Genomic DNA, 21,936 nt, shown 5'->3' on the forward strand with positions numbered 1-21,936 from the left:
CGACCAATGAGCTGGAAGGACACCGCCGAACCGCTGCTCGTCCGGATGCCGGCAGTGCAGCGTCCGGAGGGCCACGTCCCGTTCAAGCGCAAGCTGCTGTGGACCGGCGGCGTGTTGATGCTGTACTTCTTCCTGACGAACGTCAAGCTGTTCGGCCTCGACATCGACGCCAGTCAGGACGTCTTCGGCCGATTCGGGTCGATTCTCGCATCGGGACAGGGGAGCATCCTGCAGTTGGGTATCGGGCCCATCGTCACGGCGTCCATCGTGTTGCAGTTGCTCGGTGGGGCGAACCTGCTCGGGCTGAACACGCAGGACGACCCGCGCGATCAGATCCTCTATCAGGGCCTCCAGAAGCTGCTGGTCCTGGTGATGATCTGTCTGACGGGCCTCCCGATGGTCTTTGCGGGCGGCTTCCTGCCGGCTGATACGGCCGTCGCGCAGTCGCTGGGTATCGGCACGACCGGTGTCCAGTGGCTCATCTTCGCGCAGATATTCGTCGGCGGTGTCCTCATCCTGTTCATGGACGAGGTCATCTCGAAATGGGGCGTCGGCTCCGGTATCGGGCTGTTCATCGTCGCCGGCGTGAGCCAGCGACTGCTGGGTGGCCTGCTCTCGACGCCCTTTATCGGTGGCCAGAGCGGTATCCTGCACACCTGGTACCTGTTTGCCGTCGGACAGGAGCCCATCGGACCGGTGCTCGGTGTGGCCGGTCTCCAGACCATCTTCATGGGACAGGGTCGACTGCTGGCGCTCGTCACGACCATCCTCATCTTCTCGGTCGTCGTCTACGCCGAGTCCGTGCGCGTCGAGATTCCGCTCTCGAACGCGCGGGTCAAGGGTGCTCGTGGTCGCTTCCCCGTGAAGCTCATCTACGCGAGCGTCCTGCCGATGATCCTCGTCCGGGCGCTGCAGGCGAACATCCAGTTCCTCGGACGCATCCTCCAGTCGCAGCTGGGCTCGCTCCCGGCGTGGCTTGGGACCTACGACAACGGGCAGGCCACTGGTGGCCTGTTCTACTATCTGGCACCCATCCAGTCACCCGGTGACTGGATGTGGTGGCTGGAGACGACGGGCCAGCCGGCCTGGCAGATACTCATTCGTGTCGGTATCGACCTGACCTTCATGCTGGTCGGCGGTGCTATCTTCGCCGTCTTCTGGGTCGAGACGACCGACATGGGGCCGGAAGCGACCGCAAAGCAGATCCACAACTCCGGGATGCAGATTCCCGGCTTCCGACAGAACGTCGGCGTCATCGAGAAGGTGCTCGAACGCTACATCCCGCAGGTCACTGTCATCGGCGGTGCCCTCGTCGGGTTGCTGGCCGTCATGGCCAACATGCTCGGCACTATCGGTGGTGTCTCCGGGACGGGACTGCTGCTGACGGTCTCCATCACGTACAAACTGTACGAGGAGATCGCAGAGGAGCAGCTCATGGAGATGCACCCGATGATGCGCCAGATGTTCGGCTGACGTCGAACGAACGACGGCCGGGCGTCGCCCGGCCCGATTCTCTACTCGCATGCTGTCACGGCAGTACTCGGCGAGAGGCGTCGCTATCGTCACGGTTCGCTAGCAGCGACGACAGCCAGTCACCAGCGTCGGTGACACGTCGAGATGACAGCGGACAGAGTGCGACAGTGACCGACAGTTCTTCAACGGCGAGGCGTGTACGAACTGGAACCGAGAGAGCCGGATTTGCGGGGACGGGACAATGCAACGCGAACACACACGTTCGGACACGCTCCCAGCACAGGTGACGCTCCACGTCGGAGAGGAACTGGAGCTGCTAGACCGAGCCCGTCACACACCACGGCCGACCGAACTCGTCGTCGCACCAGTCGAACTGCACCAGCGAAACGTACAGCGACGGCTCCGCGAGGCGAGGGAGCCGAAAGACGCGTTCGAGTTCGACGACGTCGTCGGGGTGAGCCGCAGCGTTCTCCGTGCGAGCGACGCATCGACGACGGCTATCGACCGTATCGACCGACTCACGCTCGTTCGGGAGATACTCGACGAGTCGGCGTCCGCGCCATCCGTCTCGCTGCCCGTGGGGACGGGGTCGCACGACCCACAGCACGTAGAGCAGATTCGGACGGAGGTAGAGACGATAACCAACTACCACCCCGAGCGCATCGCGGCGTGGGAGGACGTGGTCGGGGACCTGTACGCGCCGATCGACGCCGACACAGCGGCACTGCTCGATACGGCGCTCGACGTCGAACGCGCCCTCAGAGCGCAGACGGCGAAAGCCGTCTCCGAGACCGAACTCGTGCGCCGGGCGACGCGGGAGCTTACGGCAACAGACGGGACCGCGTGGACGGACGCCTACCCCGAGATGGAGCGACTCTCGCTGATGGGGCTGAGCAGTATCTCCGCGACCGTCGCCGACTTCCTCCACGCGCTGGTCGCGGCGACGACGCTCGACGTACACGTCTACTTCCGAGAAGTCACGGGCGAATATCTCGAGCAGCGGTTCCCGTCGCTGCTCGACATCGCAGAGCCCGGTGTGGAGGTGTTCGAGTGACGCCGCCGAACCGGCTCGCGCTCGCGCGTCCGCTTGAGCCACCCGACGTCCCCGTCGTGGAGATGGCGTCGACGACGCGGCGTGCAGAAGCGCGGAGTGTGATGGCACTGGTCGCCGCGCTCAGAGAGGAGGGCGTTCCGGTCCGTGATATCGCTCTCGTCGTCCGCGACCTAGACGCGTACGAGGAACCGCTGTTCAGAGCGGCGATGCAGTACGGCGTCACGCCCGTGTTCTGGACACAGCTTCGAGTGACGCGAACGCGTCCGTACGCACTCGTCGAGTCGGTTTGCGGTGCGCTCGCTGGCGAGCGGGTCGACACACGGACGCTGCTCCGGCCGCTGGAACACCGCTGGGCACCGGCTTCGGCGGCAGGTCACTCGTGGCCCGTGGAACCGAGGGTCGTTCAGCGAGCGATAGCCGGTCTGCCCGACGGCGCTCGGCCAGTCGGGGAGTGGGTCGAGGTAGTGGCGACGACCGACGACGTCGACGCCCGGATCGGGGCGTTCGTCCAGTGGCTCAGCGACGTACCGGAGCCGCGCCCGGAGACTGTCGCCTCCGTCCTCGGGGCGGTCGTAGAGGCGTACGCCGACCACGGGCTCCCGGAGACCAAAGCCGCCGACGCGCCGGCACTGCTGGCGACCGAAACGGACGCTCGGGCAGTCGTTCGCGTCCGGACCCTCGTCCAGCAACTCCGGCACAAGTTCGCGGAGAGGCTCGACGACGGGAGCCTCGAGCGGTCGTGGGCCGACGTCGCCGAACTGGCGTCCGTCATCGCGACACAGCGACCGGGGCGCCGCGAACACTCGAACGCCCGTGCCGTGGACGTTCTGGAGGCGAACGACGTGTGGGCACTCGACGTCCCCTACGTCGTCGCCGTCGGCCTGACGGCCACCGAGTGGCCACAGGAGACCGAGTCGACGCTACCACCGGAGTTTCAGGAAGCGGTGCTGCGAGGCGCCGGGGCGGCATCGACGCTCGCGCCGAGTCCCGCGTGGACCGACGGACGAGACAGAGACCACTTCGCGGACACGCTCTGTGCGGCAGCGAGCGGCGTGGTCCTGACACGACACACCGAGACCGGCGGCGGTGACACCGTCCACCCATCACCGTTCCTGACGGTCCTCGATACGGACTCCGTTTCGGCTGGCGAGATGGAGCGGCTGCGGAGCGCCGAGCGAGCGCTCCCGGCGCCGATTCGGGCGATGCTGTCCGAGGCGGGGGGCGAGACGGATGACTGAGAAGCGAACGGACGAAACGGACAGCCCGATCCGCCTGCAGAACGCACAGGCGGATATCCGGGACGCATACTTCGACCACGAGAGCGGGCTCTTCACGCTCTCCTGTGTGCCCGGGGCCGGCAAGTCGACGGTCGCGTATCGCATCGCGCCGGACGACATCCTCCGGCGATACGTCGCTGGCGACCCCACGCCCGAACAGCACATCGCCGTCGTCTCGTTCAACCGCGACGAGGCGGCAGACATCGTCCCGGAGGTCTGTAAACAGCTTCGAACCATCGTCGAACACGACCTCACGCCGGTCGCGTCCGAGGTGTCTGGGGCCGAGGTGGAGTCGCTGGTCCAGCGCGTCCAGCGCGCCCCGTTCGTCGGGACTATCGACAGTCTTCTCCGGGGAGTGTTACAGGAGTTCGTCTACGCCGTCGGCTTCGATGGGATGCCGTCCGTGGGCAACGAGGCACTGCTGAAGCGGGTGCACGCGGACTGCTACGAGCGCCTCGCGACCGACCCGTCACACGCGGCCCGCCTCGAAGCGCTCGATGCGGCCTACGAGGCGGGTGAATACGTAGACGGTGTCGCGGATATGCTGGAGCGCGCCGTGACGTACTGCCGCGACCGCCGGCTCTCGACGGCGGCGTTCGAGCGGGAACTCGAACGGACCCGGGCGTCCGTCTACGACGGTCGACCCGAGTCCTTCGAGGACATCGTCGCGGCCGTAGAGCGGGTCGTCGGAGCGGGCGACGTCGGCGAAAGCGTGAGAGCGGCCGTCGACGGGACGGACCGGGACAGACTCGTCGCTGCTGACAAGCACCTCTACGACGAGTGGGGTGTGCGTATCGAGGACTTCACCGCACTCCTGTCGGCTTACCGGGCGGCGTATCGAGAACTGACCCGCGAGTACGGCGTGGTGTCGCACACGGACGTGGCCTATCTCGTCACGTCGTACTTCGACGAGACCATCGCCGACGCCGATTGCGTGGGTCGCGTCGACGACGCCCACAGACAGCGCGTGCGCAAGCGCTATCGCGGTCGGTTGCGGAGCGTGATCATCGACGAGGCACAGGACGTCTCGGCGATTCAGCACGCGGCACTGTCACATCTCGTCGGCCCGGAGATGCGCGTCTTCGCCTGTGGCGACGTGCGCCAGTCTATCTACCGGTGGCGACACGCCGACCCGACGCTGTTCCAGTCGGCGACGAGGGACGGCGAGTACCTCGGCGTCGACTGGCCCACCCATCGCAACGAGACCGCGACGACGACGTACCGGTGTGTCCCGGACGTCGCCGCCGCCGTCGACGCCGTCGCGGCCCCGATGTTCGGTGACGAGTCACGCGGCGACGTCGGCAACCTCGAAACGGCGCTGCCGTCGCTCGACCCGGCGCGAGACGGGACGGACGAGACAGCGGTCCACGTCGCGTCGTTCTCGAGCAACCACCGTCCGGGCTCCGCCGAGTGGGTCCACCCCGAGGGAGGTGGCGGCGAGGCGGACGTGTTGGCGACCCACCTCGCGAAGGGGCTCGCCGACGGCACGTTCACCGACGACGACGGCGACCCGCTGGACATCACCGTCCTGTTCCGCCGGGGGACGCGAATGGGCGACTACGAGGCCGCGTTCGAGGCGGCCGGACTGCGGGTCCGCAACGCCAGCGAGCCCCTGTTCGACCATCCCGTGGTCGAGGCCGTCTTCGACGTGTGTGACTGGCTCGCAGGGACCGGATCACCGGAGCGGACCCGAGAACTCGTGACCGGTTCCGGCCTCGGACTGGCCTCGCTCGCCGACGTCTTCGAGACGCACGGCTGGGACGTCGATGCGGTGCTCGACGCCGCCGACGAACTCGAAGCGTCACAGGAGCGGACGCTCACCGGGTTGCAGGAACTCCGTGACCGTCGTGACGCCGCCGAGATGCGGCCGGCGGCGATCTACCTCGAAGACGTCGCCGAACGGCTCGCGCTCCGCTCCGATTCGAACGGGTGCCTCCCCGACACCGACACGCGGCAGCGTATCGCGGCTCTCGACGCGCTCGTCGAGACGGTCGCGGAGTGGGAGACAGACGAGTACTACGGCCCGCAGGAACTCACCGACCTCGTGGCGCCGTTCCGAGAGACGCCGAGCGACGGGCCCGCACAGCCGAGCGCGTCCGGGTCGACGTACGACGTGGCGTTTCGAACGATACATCGGGCGAAGGGCGACGAAGCCGACGTCGTCGCCGTCGCCGACCCCGGGTTCGACATCTGGTCGCAGGGGCCGGTCCATCAGCGGTTCGTCACACAGGGACCGGTCGCTGGACTCGCGCCCCCGACGAACACCGAGGTGCCGACCGATATCGACGTCCCGCCGTTCGTCGGCGGCCTGTACACGCCCGACAGCGGCCGGACGCGGGACGTCGGGCTCCGGTGGGCGACGGCCCGGTGGCGCAGTACGGTGACGGGGGCGGCAGACAGCGGCGGACTCGTCGGCCCCGACCGGTTGCAGCGAGTGGTCGGGAACGAACTGGCCGAGGCGTGGCGCCTGCTGTACGTCGCGCTGACTCGGCCGCGGGACCACCTCGTCGTCCCGCTCCCGCGGTCGCTGCCCGGCGATTGCCCTCGCGACCGGTGGATAGAGACGCTCCGGGACGGACTCGGCTTCGACGGTGGCACCGACTCGTACACGCTCTCGACGCCGAGTGGGGAGGTGGCTGTCGGCGTCAACGACGTGGACGCGCTCGCGACCCGGGAGCGTGACTCGGGGTCGCCGCCGGATCCAGACGTCGCCGTGACGCCGCCCCGCCGTTCGTGCCTCGACCCGTGGGTTCCTCGGTTCTGCAACCCCAGCACGATGTACCCGCTCACGGCGGACCCCGACGCGCACGTCCTCGCCCATCTACTCGGGGAGCCGCTCCACACCGCGGCGAACGAGGTACCCGACGACCTGCCCCTTCGCTTCGACGCACTGGGGCCAGAGTCGGTCGGGACGTGCCTACACGAAGTCGTGACGCGACTCGTCACCCGCGGTGTTCCGGAAGCCGACCTCCGGGCGATGGACGCCGGCGTCCGTCGAGTGTTCGACGAGGTCGTTCACGACACCGCGCCGGGAATCGGCGAGGACGAACTGGCCGCACTGTGGACGTTCTTCGACGACGTGGTCGAGGACCTCCTCGCGTCGAGCCTCTGGGAGAGACTCCAGCGTGCCGAGAGCGTTCGCGTAGAGCACCCCGTCGACGGGCTCGTTAGCGTCGCCGACGTCGAGGTCGAGGTCCACGGCAAACCGGACTTCGTGGTCGACCTGCCCTCGGGCGAGCGGTACGTGACCGACGTGAAAATCGCGCTCGCGGAGCCGACAGCGGAGACGCGACGGCGATACGACCTGCAGGTGTCGGCGTACGCGTACCTCTTCGAACGGGAAAACGGGTCGAGTGGCGCTGTCCGGCCGACCATCGAAACGTTCGGTGTCACGCGCGAGACGGTCACACCGTCGTGGCCGCCGGAGGTCGTCGAACGACGAGTGCAGTCGCTGCTGGAGTGACGGGGTTCCACGGGATGGCGCCGCGGGGGCCGCTCTCGACCCGGACCACTCAGGTCGACGGCGTCGGCGTCTCGTTGGTGGGCGTGACCGTCTCGTTAGTCGGCTCGTTGTCCTCGTCAGACTCGCCGTCAGTCACGGGTGGTCCGGGGAGGTGTTCGGGCGCGTCTCCCGCCGCGAGAAACGAGAGGAGGTTGCCGACGAACGCCTCGTTGTCGGCGTCGTACACCTCTGACCGTTCGAGCAGGGTCGTGTCGGCGACGAACACGAGGTTCTCCGTGCGGGCGACGGTGGGGTACTGGCCGGCCCGACGGGAGTCGAGCGTCCGCGTCCCCGGGACGGACTGGTACACCACCTCGGCGTCGCTGGTTCGGCGAACGGCGACGTAGCCGCCGGCGTCGAACGTGACCGTCTCGGCGCCGTCGGTCAGCGGGTCGTCGCCCCGCGGCGAACTGTAGATGCTCTTGAAGTTGTTGTCGTTGGCCGTATCCTCGACGTTGAACAGCGGTTCGGCGCCGATGCGGACGCCGTAGGACTCGGTCAAGTTGTTCGCACCGAAGGAGACGGTGGTGGCTCCCCCGCCGAACAGGCCCGTCGAGACGCGCGATTGGGTCGGTTCGGCGAGGACGACCACGTGACCGCCCTCGGCCGTGAAGTTGCGGATTACCGCCCGTTCGCCGACGGAGAACCCCTCCGTCGGCTGGACGACCAGCAGGCCCGACCGGCCCGCGAGGGTCTGGTTGTACTGCTGGTCGCTGTCGACGGCGTCGGAGAACGTCACCGTGTGGCCGGCCCGGAACGCGGCCTCGACGGCGGGTTCGAGGTCCGACTCCTCGAACTGGTTGCCGTGGTCGGCGTCGACGAGGATGCGAGCGTCCCCGCGGTCGACGGCTATCCGCCCCGTCTCGGGGTCGACCTCGGGGTTGACGCGGTCCGGTTGGAACTGCGCCGGGGACTGGCCCTCGACGCCGACGCCGTCGGGCGTCCCGGCCGTCCCGCCGACGACGAGACCGAGCAGCGCCGTCCCGCCGACGAGCAGGACGGCGACCACGATGTACGCCGCGACCAGCGTGACGACGCGCCCCTCAGTCATAGACGTACACCTCCCCGTCGGTGGCGTTCCCCGCCGGGACGCCCCAGACGGCGTAGTACTCGACTGGCTGTTGGAACGCCTGATCCGGCGTGTCCTCGGGCCGGTCGACGTAGACGACGTCTCCCTCGACCCGTTCGACGGTCCCGTCTAGGACGAAGACCTGCACGGGGCGCTGGGTATCTGCGTAGACCACGTCGTACTGGTCGTCCTCGATGTCCGGGGAGAGCGCGGCGGCCCGTTCGATGGCCGTCTCGATGTCACCGATGCGGTCGGCAAAGCCGTTCTGGACCGCGCGGGTACCGAGATAGGTTCGGCCGTTGGCGACGTCGTCCCGGCCCAGCGAGAGTTCGTCGCCGCGGTGGCGCATCACCGTGCCGACGAACGCTCGCTGAAGCGTCTCGATGTCCCGCCGGAGACTGTCGAGGCTTATCTGGGCCTTGTCGGGGCCCGAGCGGACGAACTGCTCTTGCTGTCGCGCGGTGTCCTCGATGACGCTTCGGGGTACCTGCACGATGACGCCGATGCTGCCGACGTTCGAACTCGGCTTGACGACTATCTCGTCGGCCGGCGAGATACCGAAGTACCCGCCGGACGCGGCGGTCCCCTCGACGTAGGCGACCACCGGCATCTCGCTTGCGGTCCGGTTGACCGCCAGATAGAACTCCTCGCTCGCGTCGACGGGACCACCGGGACTGTCGACGCGGAGGACGACCGCACCGATGGAGTCGTTGTCCCGTATCTGTCTGAGTCGCTGCGTGACGGCGGCCACGTTGGCGTCGGTGATGCCGCCGCGAAGCGTGACGACGGCGACGCTCTGGCGGTCGCCGCCCGCGCTGGCGGTCACGTCCCAGACGACCGGCCCCAGAACGACCGCCGTCACGACGGCGGCGGTGACGACGACCACGTACGCGGCCGTGGTAGTTGGTGACAATTTCATTTACATTGACACTATCTGCGGTAGGTGCCACCGGACGAATAGCTTTGGGGAGGGGGTCAGCGGCGACGGGCCAGCAGAGCGGCGACGAGGACAGCCACGAGCGTAATCGCGACACCGAATCCGGGCCCCGCCAGCCCGGTCGTCCGTTCGGTCGTGCCACTCTCGGCGTCCGTCTCGGTGCCCGACGACGGCGCGTCGGACCCACCGTCCGACGGCGTCGATGCCGCGACGACGCTGACCGTCGTGTTCGCCTCACCGACGCGGACCGTGTGGACACCGGCCGAGTCGAAGCGGCGGACGAACGTCGTCGTCGCGGTGTCGCCGGCCGGCACCGAGACAGTCCGGTTCGTCGGCGTGCCGGCCCCGGCGAGACTGACCGTCTCGGTGCCCGCCCGTCGGCCCTCGTTGGTCACGGTGACTGTGACTTCGACCGGGTCACCGACCGTCGTCTCGGAGACGTTGGAGCGCACGTCCGTCACCGAGAGCGCGGGGACCGGCACGCCGACCGTGAGTTCGAACGGTGCCGCGGTCGTGACGTTGTAGACGTGCCGCCCGCCAGCGGTGTCGACGAACGTCGTGTTCAGCGCGGTCACCGACCCGTCGTCGACGCGGTAGGCTGTCACTGCGTCGGGGTCGACGTCCGCGAGGTGAGCACCGGCGACGCTGAACGTCGTCGTCACCGTGGCGTTCGCGGCCGTGTCGGTCGCCAGCGTGCCGACCGGCCTGACCCCAGTGACGTCCCGCGTCGTATTGTTCGGCCCGGCTACGCGGAGGATAGCGGGCGTCGCACTCGGAGAGAGGCTGAGTCGGTCGTAGGTCAGCACGCCGTCGGCGACGTCGGGCGTAACGCCGACGGGGCCGTCGGCAGACGGTGCGACGACGTTGACGATGGCGCTCCGACCGTCCGGCCGGTCGATTGCGATAATCGGTCCGCTCGGTTCGGACGCGACCGGACCGCCGCCACCGCCGCCACCGCCGCCACCGCCGCCACCGCCCGAATCACCACCGCCGGACCGGGGTCGGACCATCACCGTCGTGGAGTCCGTGGCTTCTCGTCCCAACCGATCGGTGACGGTGAGTCGGAACACCATCGTCGTCTGGCCGTTCACCGCCGGGACGTCGAACGAGGGAGCGGGACCGGACGCGTCGTCGAGGTCGACGGATGGCCCCTCGACCTGTGTCCACGCGTACGACGCGTTTCCGGCGGCCTCCGAGGCCCGGCCGTCGAGGGTCACGGTGTCCCCTTCGGTCACCGACTGGTTCTCGCCGACAGTAGCGACGGGAGGCGGGGTCTCGGCCGCGGTGACGACGACCGTATCTGTACTCGTTCGCTCGCCGTCCGTGACGGCGACCTCGAAGACCAGTCGCTGTGGATCGTTCACGTCGGGCGATTCGAACTCTGGCGTCGCCGTCTCGGCGTCGTCGAGGTCGACGGATGGCCCCTCGACCTGCGCCCACGCGTACCCGAGTTCGTCGCCGTCGGGGTCAGAAGACCCGGTCGCGTCGAGTTCGACGGTCGTCTCCGGCGTGACTGAGCGGTCCCCACCGGCCCTCGCAGTCGGCGGTCGGTTCGGTCGCTCGACGGTCACGGCGACCCTGTCGGTGTCCGTGGTCCCGTTCGCGTCGGTGACGGTCAACTCGAAGGCGAGCGTCGCCGCGTCGGTCACGTCGGGTGCCTCGAACGTCGGCGTCGCCGTCTCGTTGGCCGCCAGCGTGGCGGTCGGCCCACTCACCTGCGTCCAGCGGTACGTAAGTCCGTCACCGACGGGGTCGACGGACTCGCTCCCGTCGAGTTCGACGCTGGTCCCCGGCGTGACCGTCCGGTTCTCGCCCGCGTCGGCCGTCAAGGGCAACTCCCCGCTCACGTCGACCTCGTCGACCGTTCGGTCGGTGACACGTTCGCCGGTGTCCTGATAGATTCCCGACCCGGTCGCGACGAGGTCGTATGCGCCCCGCTCGGCAGTCTCTGGGACCCCGAGCGTCAACACGACGGTGTGTTCGTCTCCGCCACGCCAGACCCACGCCCGGTCGTCGTAACTCGCGGCACTATCGCCGTCGTCCTCGACCGTGACGGTCCAGTTCGCCGGCACCGAGACGTCGATTCCGGGCGCGTCGGCGTCCGTTACCTCGACGGTCACAGTGACGTCCACCGACCCACCCGGTGCGACGCTGTCGGTGCCGAGTGACTGCGCCACGACGACCGCGTCGTCGGGTGCAGCGACCGCCGTCGGAACGGCGACGACGGCGAGGAGCGCTAGACAGGCCGCGACGACGTGTCGTCGTGACATTCTACATCACACCTCCCGGCCAAAGCTCACAGAGCGGTAGCGCGTCGACACGGTGAAAGCGGCTGCAAGGCGGGACGGAACCATCGATGTCCGTAGTCGGGGCCCCCCAGTGGTTTGTTATGGCCGCGTTGTGTCGGTAAGGCCCGCTTTCCCGTTTCCGTTGTATACACCTTGTATTATCGGGCGGCCAACAAAGCTCGCTATAACAATAGCTGCCTCGCCACTAGTCGGATTCGAATGACCGACATCCCGCCGGTTTCTCGCCGAGCAGTACTAAAGCACGGGGCTGCCGCCCTCGCGCTCACGACCGGTGGTCGCGCCCTCGGGCGGGCACGCGCCCAGCAGCGCCACCCGTTGCTCACGACCGACTTCGAGAGTACGAGCCGCTATGCCGATCCCGACGAACGCCTCGACGACTTCGAGGACTTAGACGAGTGGAGCGAGGACGAGGGGTCGCTGAGCGCGGACACGAACGAAGTGTACCGCGGGTCACAGTCCGCGAGGCTCTCGACGCCCGCGAACAGCGACGCGGACGCGCTCGCCATCAGCAGGGAGTTCGACGAGTTGGACCTCTCGGACCGCGACCTCTCTCTCTCGCTCCGTCTCGGGGACCCGGACACGGAGCAACTCGTCGTCGAGGTGGAAGACGAGGACGGCGACTACGTCGAGATGAACCGCCGGACCATCTCGCCGACCTACGGGTGGTTCCGCATCGACCTCGGGGTGACCGACGAGTCCGGCGACCCGGACCTCTCCTCGGTCGAGGAGATACGGATTCGCTTCAACCGGGACTCCGACGACCCGATGCTCGTCTGGCTGGACGACCTCGGGACGACGCCGCGGGTCGACGGCGGCCGTGTCGTCCTCGCGTTCGACGACGGTGGCATCACACAGTATACGCGTGCGCTCCCGGTTCTGGAGTCGTTCGGGTTCCCCGCAGTGACGTGTGTCAACACGGGGCGAGTCGACAGAGACGACTACCTCGGCGAGTCAGAGATGCGCGAGATGCGGGCCGCTGGCTGGGAAATCGGGAGCCACACCGTCGACCACCGAGACCTCCCGGAACTCTCGAACGACGAAGCGAGGCGACAGGTCGCCGACGCCAAGCAGTGGCTCCTCGACCGCGGATTCGAGGTCGGGTCGGCGATATTCACGTACCCGTGGAGCGGCAACTCGCCGCGAATCCGCAACATCGTCAGCGACCACCACTATCTGGCGTTCACCGACGGCAGTATGCCACACGGCGCCCGGTTGACCGGGCCGCTCACCGTGGGTCGCGTGTTCGGCGAGAACCGCGACCGGGTCGAGACGACGTTGGACCTCGCCGAGAAGTACGGGCAGACGGTCGTACTGGCCTACCATCAGGTCGGGGCGGGCGGCTGGATATCTGAGTCGGCCTTCCGGGAGACGATGAACGGCATCGCCGAACGAGGGCTCGACGTCATCAAACCCTCGACGATGCTGACGGAGTTGCTCGACCCGCCGGTGACCGAAATCGAACCGCTGTCGGTCCCCCGGGTCGTCGCCCGCGACGGCGACATCGAACTCGCCGACGTCCAGCGGGCCGTCCACTGGAACGAGCAGGACGCCTACGTCCCCCGGACGAACGGCAAGAAGATGGACGACGAGACGTTAGACGAGATACTCGAAATGTGGGAGAACGGTCGTTAGAACAGCCGTTCCAGCAGGCCGCGCTCGCGGTGTTTCTCCGCCATCAACACGGAACAGTCCACGTCGTCGACGAGGTCCATGACCACCGACCCGGAGACGAGGCGGCGTAACAGGCCCTCCTCGGTCGCCCCGACGAGCAACAGCGTGGCGTCCTCGGCGGCCGCCGCGATGGCCGACTCGACGTCGCCCTCCTCTACGCGTATCTCGGCGTCGGCGAGGCCGTGGTCGGCCGTCCACTCTTCGAGGAACGCCTCGGCGTCCTCCGGGTCGTCGTCGGTGACGTTGAGCACCGTCACGTCCGAGTCGTACTCGGCCTGGAGCATCTGTGCGACCGACGCCGAGAGGTCCGAGTCCGGGCCCCCGGCGGTCGGGAGGAGGATGCGCGAGGGGTCGAACCCGCGGTCACGCAGGACGAGGAAGTCACAGGGGACCGCCTCGGTGAGTTCGTCCATCGCGGACTCGGCGCGGCCGGGCGACCCGTGTGCGTCGGGCCCCCACCCCATCACGACGAGGTTCGCCGTGTGGGTCCGGGCCGCGTCGAAGATGGCCTCGAAGGACTTGTGCGAGATGATGGTGTGGGTCTCGACGTGGACACCGAACGTCTCGGCGTCCTCGCGGGCGCGGTCTAAGAGCCGCTCGGAAGTCTCGTCTATCTCGTTGGCCTGCTCGGCGGCACCGGCCAGCGCCGTCTGGTCGGGGACGGTGACGATGTGTGTGGCGACGACGGTGCCGCCGCGCTGTTTGGCCAGCGCGCTCGCCAGCGTGATGAGGTCCTTCTCGTGTTCGGGGTTGGCCAGCGGCACCATCACGCGGTACTGGCCGCCGTCCGGTTGGACGCCGGCGGCGGCGCTGACGGCCGCGCCAGGCAGTTCCTCCGAGCGTGAGAGGATGTGCTCCGAGAGGATGCCCTGTTTCTCGGTACGGGTGCGGGCGTACAGGACGTACCACAGTATCGCCGCGCCAGCGATACCGAACGAGAGCAACAGCGCGTCCGAGGCGACGAACGCCAGCAGGGCGAACGAGAGCAGGCCGCCGAGAATCGGGAGCAGCGGGAACAACGGGACGGTGAAGTCGGGGGTGTACTCCTTTGGGTTGACGTAGCGCATCACGAGGAGCGCGCCGTTGAGCAGGCCGTAGATGATGAGGTGGAGGCCCGAGGCAGCCCCGGAGAGCAACGTGATGTCGCCGACGACGATGAACAGCAGGATGAGGCCGCCCGTGATGCCGATAGCCCGGTAAGGTGTGCCGAACCGGGGATGAATCTCGTTGAGTGCCGGCGTGACGATGCGGTCACGGCCCATCGCGAAGTTGATGCGCGAGGACGCGAGGATGGAGGCGTTCGCCGAGGAGGCGGTGGCGAGCAAGCCACCGAACAGGAGCGCGCCGCCCATGGCGGCCCCCTGCAGGTACTGGCCCACCTCGACGACGGCGATGGGGGCCGTCTCGCCGGGTGCGAGGTTCTCGTAGAGCCCCGCGATGAACCCCTGCGGGACGGCCGCGCTCATGATGACCAGCACCAGCGCGTAGATGACCGTCACGAGGACGACGCTGCCGATGACGGCCCGCGGCAGGTTCTTCCCGGGTTGCTGAATCTCCTCGGCGACGCTCGTAATCTGGACGAAGCCGAGGTAGGAGACGAAGATGAGGCCCGTCGTCTCCAGCGTCGTCACGACGCTCCGGGCCTCCGGGAGGTTCTCGGGGGCGGCCCGAAGCGTGCCGAGCAACGTGAACACGGCGAGGATGGCCACCAGCAGGACGACGATGGCGTTCTGCAGGCGCCCCGTCTCCTTGGCGCCGACGTAGTTGATGAAGACGAACAGCGCCGCGCCGGCCAGCGCCACAAGTTTGACGGCGGACATCGACACCGGGCCGACGCCGACGGTACCGGAGAGGCCGAAGATACGGGCGATGTAGCGGCCGAACCCGACCATGTAGAACGCGCTCGCGAAGGCCAGTCCCAGCCAGTTGGCCCACCCGGCGACCGAGCCAAAGAGCGGCCCGAGCGCGTGGTTGACGTAGTAGTACGCCCCGCCCGACTTCGGCATCGCAGTTCCGAGTTCGCTGGCCGACAACGCCGTAAACATCGCGATGACGCCACCCAGCACGAACGCGACGGAGGCCATCGACCCGGCCTTGATGATGGCGTCGCCGGGGAGGACGAAGATGCCCGCTCCGATCATCGTCCCGACGCCGATGGTCAGCGCGGCCAGTGGACCGAGGTCCTTCGCGAGTTCCTCGTCGCTCATGTCGCGTCCTCGCTGTCCTCGCCGTCTTCGTCGGCCGGGAGGACGACGACCGGTCGGTCGTTCCCCGTCACCAGCCGCAGTGCGACGTCGCCCGTCACCATCTGGACGAGTCGGTTCCCGCCGCGCGGGACGACGACGACGGCGGAGGCGTCGACGTCCTCGGCGGCGTCGAATATCGTCTCGACGACGTCGGTTCCGTAGTAGATGTCCGTCTCGACATCGCCGAGGACGGCCCGCACCGCCTCGAACATCTCCTCGGCCTCTAGCTCTCGCTGTTCGACCCCTGCCTTGTCCGGCGCGCCGCCGGCCTTCTCGACGACGTGGACGAAGACGGCCTCGCCGTAGGACTGTCGGGCGAGCGCGCGAGCGGACGTCTCGGCGTCGTTCTCGCTCGCGACGGGGACGACGACCCGCTCGAGCAGGTCAGCCATGGAACCGTCCCCCCGTGGCTCCCCCGTGCTGTCGGCGGTCTGACGACGTAACCGTGGCTGGCCAATGCATATCCCTTCCCAGTCTCGCACAACCCTTAACCCTCACGTCTGCCGGCAGTTCGAGAGATAGAAATACACTTCACGCGGCCGGCTGAACGGGTCGGGTATGCACGACGCGGAGGGTCGCAGATGTACGTCGTAATCGTCGGCGCCGGTGAGGTCGGGTCGGCCATCGCCGAGAGTCTGGCCGACACGCACGACGTCGCAGTCGTCGACATCGACGGCGACCGGGTCGAGGAACTCGTCTACGACGTCGACGTACTGGGCGTCGAGGGGGACGGCGCAGACCTCGAGACGCTGGCGGACGCGAACATCGAACGGGCCGACATCCTCATCGCCAGCACGGACGACGACGAGACGAACATCGTCACCTGTGGCACCGCCATGACTGTGACGGACACGTTCACCATCTCCCGGGTCAAGAGCGCGAAGTTCCTCCGGACGTGGGAGCAATCGGAGCGCGCCTTCGGCGTCGACCACATGGTCGCGACGAACCTGCTGACCGCAGAGGCGATTACGCGAGTCGTCGGACTGCCTGCCGCACAGGACGTGGAGACGTTCGCCGACGGCCTCGTCCAGATGGCCGAGTTCGAGATAGCCGAGACGAGCCCCGTCGCCAACCAGACGGTCCAGGAGGCCGACCGCTACGAGTCGCTCACGTTCGCGGCCATCCTCCGGGGCGACGACGTCGTCATCCCGCGAGGAGAGACCGTACTCGAACCCGGCGACGACGTCATCGTCATCGGCAGTCAGGAGAGCGTCCACACCTTCGCCCACGAGATAGCCCCCGACGTCGACGGCGCCCGGAACATCCTCGTCGTCGGTGGGAGCGACGTCGGATACCACACCGCCCGATTACTACAGGACCGCGGCCTGAAACCCCGACTCGTCGAACAGAACCACGAGCGCGCCCGCGAACTCGCGGAGGAACTGGAGGGGACCACGGTCTTAGAGAGCGACGCGACCGACCGGGAGTTCCTCGAGCGCGAACACGTCGCGGACGTAGACATCGTCGTCGCGGCGCTGGACAACGACGAGAAGAACCTGCTTGCGAGTTTGCTGGCGAAGCGCCTCGGAGCGAACCGTGCCGTCGCCGTCGTCGACTCCGGGGCGTACGTCCCGCTGTTCGAGGCGGTCGGCGTCGACGTAGCGGTCAACCCGCGCGAGGCGACCGCAGAGGAGATAACGCGGTTCACCCGCGAGCATCAGGCCGAGAACGTCGCCATCATCGAGTCCGACCGCGCCGAAGTGCTGGAGATAGAAGTAGGACCAGAGAGCGTCCTCGCGGACCGCCCCATCCGAGAGTCCGTCGACGACCTCCCCGAGGGCGTCGTCATCGGCGCCATCACCAGAGACGGCGAACTCGTCATCCCGCGCGGTGACACTGTCATCCAGCAGGGCGACCACGTCGTCCTGTTCGTCGACGCCGAGTCACTCGAAGCCGCCAGCACCGTCCTCTGACCATGCTCGGGGCGACAGCGCAGTCCCGCTCCCTCCGCGTCGACTGGCGAGCGGCGGTCTCGCTGGTCGGGAGCGTCGTGAAGTACCTCTCGGTGGCGATGCTCGCACCGATGCTGCTGGCGCTGTACTACGGCGAGGACGTCGGGGTCTTCGGTATCACTATCGTGCTGACGGTTTTCGCGGGCATCGCTCTCGAACGTCTCGATACCGACCCCGACCTCGGGGCTCGCGAGGCGTTCCTGATGGTGTCGCTGACGTGGCTCGCCGTGACCGTCGTCGGGGCGGTGCCGTACGTGCTGGCGGGGATGGGCACCGAGTCGACGCTCGCGAATCCGGTGAACGCCCTGTTCGAGTCCATGTCCGGCTTCACGACGACGGGGGCGACAGTCATGGGCAGTATCGGGTTCGAACGGCACTCGCACGCGCTGTTGCTCTGGCGGCAGTTGACCCAGTGGCTGGGCGGCATGGGTATCGTCGTCCTCGCTGTCGCCATCCTCCCGGAACTCTCCGTCGGAGGCGCGCAGTTGATGGACGCCGAGGCGCCCGGTCCCGGCATCGAAAAGCTCACGCCCCGTATCGCCGAGACGGCGCGAGCGCTGTGGCTGGCGTACATCGGGTTCACCGTCCTCGAGTTCGTGCTCCTCTACGGCCTCCATCTAGCCGGGTTCGCCCCGAAGATGGGGCTGTACAACGCCGTCGCCCACCCGCTGACGACGATGCCGACCGGCGGGTTCTCGCCGGCCGCTCGGTCCATCGAGGCGTTCTCTGCGGCGGTGCAGTGGGTCGTCATCCCGTTCATGGTCGTCGCCGGTACCAACTTCGCGCTCATCTGGCGGGCCACGCAGGGGAACCTCGACGTGTTCCGCGAGGACAGCGAGTTCAGGTTCTACGCGGGCGTGATGGCCACGCTATCGGCCGTCATCGCGGGCCTGCTGTTCGCTGGTCTCGGTCCGGGCCTCGCATCGATTCCGGAGCAGGTCCTCCCCATCGGCGGGAGCGCGGAGCGCTCGCTCCGGCACGCGACGTTTCAGACCATCTCCATCGTCACGACGACGGGGTACGCCTCGATGGACTTCAACACGTGGAGTGACGCCGCCAAGTACCTCCTCCTGTTCGGGATGTTCGTCGGCGGGTCCGCCGGGTCGACGGGCGGGGCGGTCAAGATGGTCCGCTGGCTCGTCATCCTGAAGTCGCTCCGCCGGGAGCTATTCACGACGATTCACCCCGAGGCCGTCTCGCCGGTCCGGTTGGGCGGTCGCGTAATCGACGAGCGCGCGGTCCGTGGCATCTACGCCTTCACGCTGCTGTATCTGGTCCTCTTCTTCGTCAGCGTCGCAGTCGTCTTCTTCGACTGCGCCCGGGTCGGCTACTCGCTGTCCGTCCTCGAAGTGATGTCCGCCGTCGCCGCGACGCTCGGCAACGTCGGTCCCGGGTTCGGTGCCGTCGGCCCGATGAACGGGTACACGGACTTCGCGTGGACCAGTAAGGCGTACATGATATTCCTGATGTGGGCCGGTCGCCTAGAGATTCTCCCCGTGTTCGTCCTCCTGACTCGGGCCTACTGGCGTTCCTGATTCCTAGACAATACTTATTAGGAATGTAGTTTAACTATGACGTTGTGCTCGGGGCATCGTCGGTCTTCGAACTGTTAGCCGCGGATTACCGGCGACAGATACTCGTCACCCTCTGTGATTCGGAGCGCATCGAGGTCCCTGATGCGATATTGATGCGGGGAGCCCGTCACGGCCAACCACCTGCGATAGCCACCAGTGGAACGACGACGGACTCGACAGTGACCATCGAACTGTATCACACCCACCTCCCGAAACTGGCACAAGCAGGTCTCATAGAGTGGGACCGTGACGCCGGCGTCGTCTCGCGAGGACCGGAGTTCGAACAGGTACGACCCATGATCTGCCTCCTCGCCGAGAACGAAGAGTGCGTCCCCGGCGACCTGGTCTGAGCGGATCAGCGCTGCCAGAACGACCGCGTGAACACGACCAGTACCGTGATGATTTCGAGTCGCCCGGCCCACATCAGGAGAATCATCACTACTTTCGTCGTGTCGGGCAACATCAGGTACGACCCGAACGGCCCCAGTCGGCCGAAGGCCGGTCCGATGTTGCCGATGGCAGCCAGACTCGCACCGACTGCCTCCATCGGCGTGAGCGCGATGCCGACGCGAGTGGCGTCCAGCGCGATGAACACCGCCGCAAAGCCGAACACCAGCAGATAGAGGAGCGTGAACCCGACGACGCCCCGAATCGCCTCCTCGTCGACGACGACGTCGCCGAGTCTGACCGGCCGGACCGCGTCGGGGTGGCTCGCGTGGAACAGTTCCCGACGGAGCGTCTTCAGGACGATGAGCCAGCGGACCACCTTGATGCCCCCGCCCGTGGACCCGGCAGAGCCACCCACGAACATCACGAGTAGCAGGACGAGTTGGCTGTGGACTTCCCACTGAGCGAAGTCGCTGGTAGCGTACCCGGTCGAGTTCATCAGCGACCCGACCTGAAACGCCGCCTGCCGCAGGGCGTTGGCGAACGCGCCCTCTGTGGTGCCACCGTTTGCGAGCGCCGGGGCCGCGCCCGAGAACAGGAGGCCGAAGAGGACGGCGGTGAAGACGGCCGTCGCACCGGCGTACGCGCGGAACTCGGTGTCCTCGAAGACGGTGCGTACCTCGCCGTCGAACAGGTACCAGAACAGCGCGAAGTTGGTGCCGGCGACGACCATGAACGGGATGACGACCCACTGCACCGCCGCCGAGAACGCGGCGATGCTCGCCGGCTTCGTCGAGAAGCCACCGGTGGGGAGCGTCGAGAACGCGTGCGCGACCGAGTTGTACAGGTCCATGTTCGGCGCGTAGCCGGCCAGATGGAGGCCGTAGAGGAGGACTGCCAGCAGGACGGTGAACGCGAAGTACGCCTGCCAGAGGATTCGGGCCGTTTCGCTGATGCGTGGCGTGAGTTTCTCCAGCGTCGGCCCGGGTGCCTCCTCGCTGATGAGTTGGGCGCCGTTGACCGCCAGTTCGGGAAGGATGGCGACCATCAGGACGATGATACCCATCCCGCCCAGCCACTGGGTCACCTGCCGCCACATCATGATGGCGTGTGAGTGGTGGCCGACACCGATTTGGCCCATCACCGTCGCTCCCGTCGTCGAGAAGCCGGACATGGACTCGAACAGGGCGTTCACCGGATTCGCGAGCGTCGACTCGGTGCCCATCCCCGCCAGCACGTACGGCACCGCCCCGACGACGGCGACGACGAACCACGTGAGTGCGACGAACAACAGCGCCTCGCGTTCGCGGAGTTCGGTCCCCGGGTCCAGTCGCTCGACGGCCAGTCCGAGGAGGACGGTGCCGACGATGGAGACGCCGAAGACGCCCGCGTCCTCGCCGTAGACGAGCGCGACGACGAGGGGCACGAGCATCGCCACCGAGAGGAACTTCACGACAGTCCCGGTGAGCGCGACGCTCTTGCGCCAGTCGACGACGGTGTTCATCTGTCGGCTCCGCTCACGCCCGCGCGCGAACTCCTCGTACCCGTGCGACGCCGTCGCGCCGACCCCACGCGTCGGCCCAGCGGTGCGTCGACGTCCGTATCACCGGTCATCCGTATCACCGTGTGCTGACGCCGGTAGCCTATTAAAGCCGCCAGAGTCGGCAGCGGTACGAACCCCCAGTCGAAGCCGACCCCCACCACCGACACGCTAAACCGACACCCACGCTACAGGTATAGATAGATAGATAGATGCCCCGCGACGCCTTCGCGGACAGACTCGCTGGCCTCCGGGCCGACGTCTACGCCCTCGGCACCGACGTCGTCGACCGACTCGACAGGGCCACGACCGCCTACGAGTGGCGTGACCACGAAATGGGGCGGGCCGTGGCGACGACCGACGACGCTATCAACGAGCGATATCTCTCGCTCGAACGGGAGTGCATCGACCTGCTGGCGCTCTACCAACCGGTCGCCTCGGACCTCCGCGTCGTCGTCGCGTCGTTCAAGATACTCACCGACATCGAGCGAGTCGCCGACCTCGCGGCTAACCTCGGCGGGTACGTCGACGCGATGGAGTCAGAGACCATCCCGAACGTCCCCATCGCCGACATCGCCGACATGGCGCTGGCCCAACTCGACGGCGCGATGGCCGCCTACGAGGACGCCGACGCCGACCGGTGTCGTGAGGTGGCCGCCGCCGACACCGACGTAGACCAGCGCTGTGGCGCCGCCACCGACGACCTGGTCCGGACGCTGGTGAACCACTCGCCCGCCGAAGACGACACAGAGGCACTGTTGGCCGATACGAAGCGGTATCTCCTGACGGTACGTGACCTCGAACGCGTCGGCGACCACGCCGTCAACGTCGCCGCCCGCACGCTGTACATGGTCGAGAGCAGCGACGCCCTCATCTACTGACCGCGGAGCGACGTTCTCGGCTACGGTGAGAGGGACCGAGAGCGGTGTATATTGGGAGAAGGGA

The 21,936-nt window shown here is 67.5% G+C and carries 15 protein-coding genes; 9 read left to right on the plus strand and 6 right to left on the minus strand.

Going from position 1 to position 21,936, the window contains the following annotated elements; translation table 11 throughout:
• Positions 1-6 precede the first annotated feature (6 nt).
• From secY to G9465_RS15530, 4 genes are all read left to right on the plus strand, one after another.
• Positions 7-1,473: a preprotein translocase subunit SecY gene (gene secY / locus G9465_RS15515; protein WP_166971574.1), complete on the plus strand. Its 1,467-nt coding sequence runs from the start codon at positions 7-9 to the stop codon at positions 1,471-1,473.
• Positions 1,474-1,714: 241 nt separating this feature from the next.
• On the plus strand, positions 1,715-2,527 hold the full coding sequence (locus G9465_RS25400; RefSeq protein WP_193571708.1) for a hypothetical protein: 813 nt from the start codon (positions 1,715-1,717) through the stop codon (positions 2,525-2,527).
• Positions 2,524-3,765 carry a hypothetical protein gene (locus tag G9465_RS15525; protein WP_166971576.1) on the plus strand — a complete coding sequence of 414 codons (1,242 nt, stop codon included), beginning with the start codon at positions 2,524-2,526 and terminating at the stop codon, positions 3,763-3,765. Before G9465_RS25400 ends, G9465_RS15525 begins: the two co-directional genes overlap by 4 nt.
• On the plus strand, positions 3,758-7,267 hold the full coding sequence (locus tag G9465_RS15530; RefSeq protein ID WP_166971578.1) for an exodeoxyribonuclease V subunit beta: 3,510 nt from the start codon (positions 3,758-3,760) through the stop codon (positions 7,265-7,267). Before G9465_RS15525 ends, G9465_RS15530 begins: the two co-directional genes overlap by 8 nt.
• A 49-nt stretch (positions 7,268-7,316) precedes the next feature.
• Here G9465_RS15530 and G9465_RS15535 read toward each other — a convergent pair whose 3' ends face one another.
• Genes G9465_RS15535 through G9465_RS15545 form a run of 3 tightly spaced genes read right to left on the minus strand, consistent with a single transcriptional unit; the run spans position 7,317 to position 11,582 of the window.
• Positions 7,317-8,357, minus strand: coding sequence for a DUF4350 domain-containing protein (locus G9465_RS15535; RefSeq protein ID WP_166971580.1), 1,041 nt, complete (start codon positions 8,355-8,357; stop codon positions 7,317-7,319).
• The gene (locus G9465_RS15540; protein ID WP_166971582.1) at positions 8,350-9,294 is read right to left on the minus strand and encodes a S49 family peptidase; all 945 of its coding nucleotides are present in this window, start codon (positions 9,292-9,294) and stop codon (positions 8,350-8,352) included. The genes G9465_RS15535 and G9465_RS15540 overlap by 8 nt, the downstream gene beginning before the upstream one ends.
• Positions 9,295-9,350: 56 nt before the next feature.
• On the minus strand, positions 9,351-11,582 hold the full coding sequence (locus G9465_RS15545; RefSeq protein WP_166971584.1) for a PKD domain-containing protein: 2,232 nt from the start codon (positions 11,580-11,582) through the stop codon (positions 9,351-9,353).
• 237 nt (positions 11,583-11,819) lie between these two features.
• Here G9465_RS15545 and G9465_RS15550 point away from each other — a divergent pair, with 237 nt between their 5' ends.
• Positions 11,820-13,253 carry a polysaccharide deacetylase family protein gene (locus tag G9465_RS15550; RefSeq protein ID WP_166971586.1) on the plus strand — a complete coding sequence of 478 codons (1,434 nt, stop codon included), beginning with the start codon at positions 11,820-11,822 and terminating at the stop codon, positions 13,251-13,253.
• Here G9465_RS15550 and G9465_RS15555 read toward each other — a convergent pair.
• Entirely contained in the window at positions 13,250-15,499 is a 2,250-nt protein-coding gene (locus G9465_RS15555) for an amino acid permease (protein WP_166971588.1), read from the minus strand. The two genes, G9465_RS15550 and G9465_RS15555, sit on opposite strands and share 4 nt — an antisense overlap.
• Positions 15,496-15,930, minus strand: a complete 435-nt coding sequence (locus G9465_RS15560) for a universal stress protein (protein WP_166971590.1) — start codon at positions 15,928-15,930, stop codon at positions 15,496-15,498. Before G9465_RS15560 ends, G9465_RS15555 begins: the two co-directional genes overlap by 4 nt.
• Before the next feature lie 189 nt (positions 15,931-16,119).
• Here G9465_RS15560 and trkA point away from each other — a divergent pair, with 189 nt between their 5' ends.
• Genes trkA through G9465_RS15575 form a run of 3 tightly spaced genes read left to right on the plus strand, consistent with a single transcriptional unit; the run spans position 16,120 to position 19,414 of the window.
• Positions 16,120-17,451, plus strand: coding sequence for a Trk system potassium transporter TrkA (gene trkA, locus G9465_RS15565; RefSeq protein WP_166971592.1), 1,332 nt, complete (start codon positions 16,120-16,122; stop codon positions 17,449-17,451).
• A gap of 2 nt (positions 17,452-17,453) precedes the next feature.
• Positions 17,454-19,025, plus strand: coding sequence for a TrkH family potassium uptake protein (locus tag G9465_RS15570; protein ID WP_166971594.1), 1,572 nt, complete (start codon positions 17,454-17,456; stop codon positions 19,023-19,025).
• Between the two features lie 44 nt (positions 19,026-19,069).
• Entirely contained in the window at positions 19,070-19,414 is a 345-nt protein-coding gene (locus tag G9465_RS15575) for a hypothetical protein (protein ID WP_166971596.1), read from the plus strand.
• Between the two features lie 5 nt (positions 19,415-19,419).
• On the opposite strand, the gene G9465_RS15580 is transcribed toward G9465_RS15575, so the two are convergent.
• Entirely contained in the window at positions 19,420-20,955 is a 1,536-nt protein-coding gene (locus G9465_RS15580; RefSeq protein WP_166971598.1) for a TrkH family potassium uptake protein, read from the minus strand.
• 248 nt (positions 20,956-21,203) lie between these two features.
• Here G9465_RS15580 and phoU point away from each other — a divergent pair, with 248 nt between their 5' ends.
• A complete protein-coding gene (gene phoU / locus G9465_RS15585; protein WP_166971600.1) occupies positions 21,204-21,872 on the plus strand; it encodes a phosphate signaling complex protein PhoU in 669 nt (222 codons plus the stop codon).
• Positions 21,873-21,936 lie beyond the last annotated feature (64 nt).

This window comes from Haloarcula sp. JP-L23 (genome assembly GCF_011602445.1).
Taxonomy (GTDB): Archaea; Halobacteriota; Halobacteria; order Halobacteriales; family Haloarculaceae; genus Haloarcula; species Haloarcula pellucida.

Excerpts from the sequence above, each read along its gene's own strand:
- phoU (WP_166971600.1), top strand. The coding sequence starts at position 21,204 with ATGCCCCGCGACGCCTTCGCGGACAGACTCGCTGGCCTCCGGGCCGAC.
- G9465_RS15545 (WP_166971584.1), bottom strand. The coding sequence starts at position 11,582 with ATGTCACGACGACACGTCGTCGCGGCCTGTCTAGCGCTCCTCGCCGTC.
- G9465_RS15570 (WP_166971594.1), top strand. The coding sequence starts at position 17,454 with ATGCTCGGGGCGACAGCGCAGTCCCGCTCCCTCCGCGTCGACTGGCGA.
- G9465_RS15555 (WP_166971588.1), bottom strand. The coding sequence starts at position 15,499 with ATGAGCGACGAGGAACTCGCGAAGGACCTCGGTCCACTGGCCGCGCTG.
- G9465_RS15550 (WP_166971586.1), top strand. The coding sequence starts at position 11,820 with ATGACCGACATCCCGCCGGTTTCTCGCCGAGCAGTACTAAAGCACGGG.
- trkA (WP_166971592.1), top strand. The coding sequence starts at position 16,120 with ATGTACGTCGTAATCGTCGGCGCCGGTGAGGTCGGGTCGGCCATCGCC.
- G9465_RS15580 (WP_166971598.1), bottom strand. The coding sequence starts at position 20,955 with ATGAACACCGTCGTCGACTGGCGCAAGAGCGTCGCGCTCACCGGGACT.
- G9465_RS15535 (WP_166971580.1), bottom strand. The coding sequence starts at position 8,357 with ATGACTGAGGGGCGCGTCGTCACGCTGGTCGCGGCGTACATCGTGGTC.
- G9465_RS15540 (WP_166971582.1), bottom strand. The coding sequence starts at position 9,294 with ATGAAATTGTCACCAACTACCACGGCCGCGTACGTGGTCGTCGTCACC.
- G9465_RS25400 (WP_193571708.1), top strand. The coding sequence starts at position 1,715 with ATGCAACGCGAACACACACGTTCGGACACGCTCCCAGCACAGGTGACG.
- secY (WP_166971574.1), top strand. The coding sequence starts at position 7 with ATGAGCTGGAAGGACACCGCCGAACCGCTGCTCGTCCGGATGCCGGCA.
- G9465_RS15560 (WP_166971590.1), bottom strand. The coding sequence starts at position 15,930 with ATGGCTGACCTGCTCGAGCGGGTCGTCGTCCCCGTCGCGAGCGAGAAC.
- G9465_RS15530 (WP_166971578.1), top strand. The coding sequence starts at position 3,758 with ATGACTGAGAAGCGAACGGACGAAACGGACAGCCCGATCCGCCTGCAG.